This window comes from Pedobacter sp., from assembly GCF_035566355.1.
Taxonomy (GTDB): Bacteria; Bacteroidota; Bacteroidia; order Sphingobacteriales; family Sphingobacteriaceae; genus Pedobacter.
This window is the reverse complement of sequence record NZ_DATMRL010000149.1, coordinates 1-3069: the sequence shown is the minus strand read 5'-3', so window position 1 is coordinate 3069 and position 3069 is coordinate 1. Positions and strand designations below refer to the sequence as shown.

Genomic DNA, 3069 nt, shown 5'->3' with positions numbered 1-3069 from the left:
CTACAAGAACAGGCTGTACACCAGGTAAAGGCAGCGTGGCATAACTTGGTTTGGTTGGCGTCACAAAGGCGATAGGTGAGATCATAAGCCCTCCTGTTTCTGTTTGCCACCAGGTATCTACAATCGGACATTTCTTTTTGCCTACATGCTCATCAAACCAGTGCCAGGCTTCTTCATTAATGGGTTCTCCAACTGAGCCCAACACACGCAGAGAACTCAGGTCTGCACCATCCACGGGCTCATTACCAAAGCCCATCAAAGAACGGATTGCTGTAGGTGCAGTATATAAAATATTGACTTTGTGCTTATCCACAACTTCCCATAACCTGGCTGGTGTGGGGTAGGTTGGTACACCTTCGAACATCAGTGTGGTTGCGCCCTGCGATAATGGCCCGTAAACGATATAAGAATGACCGGTGATCCAGCCGATATCTGCAGTACAGAAGAAAATTTCTTCCGGCTGATAGTTAAACGCTGTGGAAAAAGTATAACCGGCATACACCATGTAGCCCCCAACAGTATGAACAACCCCCTTAGGTTTACCTGTAGAGCCTGAGGTGTATAAAATGAAGAGCATATCTTCTGCGTCCATCTCTTCTGCCGGGCAATGGGTATCGACAAGTTTGATTTCATCTTCGAACCAAAGATCCCTTCCTTTCAACATAGAAACAGGTGTACGCGTATGGGTCAATACAATCACTTTCTCCACGCTTGGGCAGCCAATCAGTGCATCATCGATCACTTCTTTCAATTGGATCTGTTTTGCGCCTCTGAAAGCACCATCTGCAGTGATCACCAGCTTACACTGGGCATCATTGATACGGTCAGCAATAGACTTGGCAGAAAAACCTCCAAAAACTACGGAATGCACAGCGCCTATACGGGCACAAGCCAGGACAGCAACAGCCAGTTCCGGAACCATAGGCATATAAATACAGACTCTGTCCCCTTTTTTGACCTGGTTCTTTTTAAGTACGTTGGCAAACCTGCAAACCTGCTCATGCAATATTTTATAAGTGAGAGTAACGCTGTCTTTTTCGGGATCGTTCGACTCCCAGATGATGGCGGGTTTATCCCCGTTCTTCTCCAGGTGACGGTCCAGACAGTTTTCTGTAATGTTTAGTTTTCCGCCTTCAAACCATTTAATATTGGGTTCTGAAAAATTCCAGGACAATACTTTATCCCATTTCTTTCGCCATTTAAAAGTATCTGCTATGCCCGCCCAGAATTCTTCAGGCTGTTCAACACTTTGTTTGTAGGTTTTTTGATATTCATCAAAAGAATTAATTTGCATCATGTGGTTCTTATATTTGTTTCAATTACTGGAATCCAAATATAACTTTATTTGAAAAGTTATCGGAAGTGATCGGCATTTTAAATTTTGTTTTGTACTTTTGCAGCCGTTCTCCGGGGTATCAGACAGGTATCTCAATAATTTTTCAAAAATATCGAACACCCGCTTGATGGTTACAAATATTATTCTGATATTTGCACACTCTTAAAAAATTAAGCGACTAATAATTAACAATATATATTAAAAGGCATGTCTAGAGTTTGTGATTTAACCGGAAAAATGGCGATGACAGGTTTTAATGTTTCTCACTCGAACGTTAAAACTAAGCGTAAGTTTTATCCCAACTTACAACTTCAGAAATTTTATATTCCTGAGGAAGATCGTTGGATTACACTGAAAGTATCTACTTCAGCTATTAAAACCATCAATAAAATTGGTATTACAGAAGCAATCAACCGCTTCGTGAAAAAAGGATTTTTGTAACAACTTCGGCTGGTTTTTACTGGCTTCAATTATAATAAAATGGCAAAGAAAGGTAACAGAGTACAAGTTATTCTAGAGTGTACAGAGCATAAAACTAGTGGCATGCCTGGTATGTCTAGATATATCTCTACTAAAAACCGTAAAAACACTACTGAAAGATTAGAATTGAAAAAATTCAATCCAGTATTGAAAAAAGTAACTGTACACAAAGAAATTAAGTAATACATTTAGTATCTCACTAAATACAATCTATTTAGATCATGGCAAAAAAGGTAGTTGCAACCCTTAAAACGGGTAAAGGAAAAGAGTATTCGAAAGTTATTACAATGACTAAATCACCTAAAACAGGTGCTTATTCTTTCAAAGAAATCATTGTTCACAACGATCACGTTAAAGATGCTATTACTGCACCTCAAGAAGGTAAGTAATCTCAATATTCTATAATATTAGAGCCGTCCCTTCAATATGGGAGGGCTTTTTTTGTTTTGTTAAACATTCGTATGGGTTTATTTGATTTTTTTAAGAAAAAGGAAACTGCTCCTGAAGCTCAAGAGGCTTTGGACAGGGGACTAGAGAAAACTAAAGAAGGTTTTTTAAGTAAGATCACCAAAGCTGTTGCAGGTAAATCAACGGTGGATGACGATGTTCTGGATAACCTTGAAGAAGTATTGGTAACCTCCGATGTGGGTGTTTCCACTACACTCAAAATCATCGAACGTGTACAGAACAGGGTTTCAAAGGACAAATATTTATCTACCTCAGAACTCAATCACTTATTACGTGATGAAATCCAGCTCTTGCTTGCGGAAAACAATAGCAATGACTTCCGTAAGTTTGAATATGGCGACCATAAACCCTATGTAATTATGGTAGTGGGGGTTAATGGAGTGGGCAAAACGACGACCATCGGCAAACTGGCAAACAAACTAAAAAACGAAAATCTTAAAGTTGTACTTGGCGCAGCAGATACCTTCAGGGCAGCGGCTGTTGAACAGATTAAACTTTGGGGCGAACGGGTTGGTGTTCGTGTAGTGGCTCAGGCTATGGGTTCAGATCCCGCTTCTGTAGCATTTGACACCCTTCAATCGGCAGTTGCGAATAAAGAAGATGTAGTGATCATTGACACCGCTGGCCGTTTGCACAATAAGATTGGCCTGATGAATGAATTGGGAAAAATCAAGAACGTAATGGAAAAAGTTATTCCAAATGCACCACATGAAATTTTGTTGGTTCTGGATGGCTCTACCGGCCAGAATGCCTTTGAGCAATGCAAACAGTTTACAGAAGCAACA

5 protein-coding genes are annotated in these 3069 nt (G+C 40.1%); 4 read left to right on the top strand and 1 reads right to left on the bottom strand.

Annotated features, from left to right (window positions below; translation table 11 throughout):
• Positions 1-1294: acetate--CoA ligase (locus VNZ46_RS05950; RefSeq protein WP_325559187.1), on the bottom strand; the 1294-nt coding region annotated here is incomplete at its 3' end.
• Between the two features lie 249 nt (positions 1295-1543).
• On the opposite strand from VNZ46_RS05950, the gene rpmB reads away from it, so the two are divergent.
• The 4 genes from rpmB to ftsY all read left to right on the top strand — a co-directional run.
• Positions 1544-1777, top strand: coding sequence for a 50S ribosomal protein L28 (gene rpmB, locus VNZ46_RS05945; protein ID WP_108554931.1), 234 nt, complete (start codon positions 1544-1546; stop codon positions 1775-1777).
• A gap of 39 nt (positions 1778-1816) precedes the next feature.
• Positions 1817-1999 carry a 50S ribosomal protein L33 gene (rpmG, locus tag VNZ46_RS05940; protein ID WP_008242799.1) on the top strand — a complete coding sequence of 61 codons (183 nt, stop codon included), beginning with the start codon at positions 1817-1819 and terminating at the stop codon, positions 1997-1999.
• A 38-nt stretch (positions 2000-2037) separates the two neighbouring features.
• A complete protein-coding gene (locus VNZ46_RS05935) occupies positions 2038-2205 on the top strand; it encodes a DUF4295 domain-containing protein (protein WP_108554932.1) in 168 nt (55 codons plus the stop codon).
• A gap of 72 nt (positions 2206-2277) precedes the next feature.
• Positions 2278-3069, top strand: a 792-nt coding sequence (ftsY, locus tag VNZ46_RS05930; protein WP_325559186.1) for a signal recognition particle-docking protein FtsY, incomplete at its 3' end; no start/stop codon positions are given.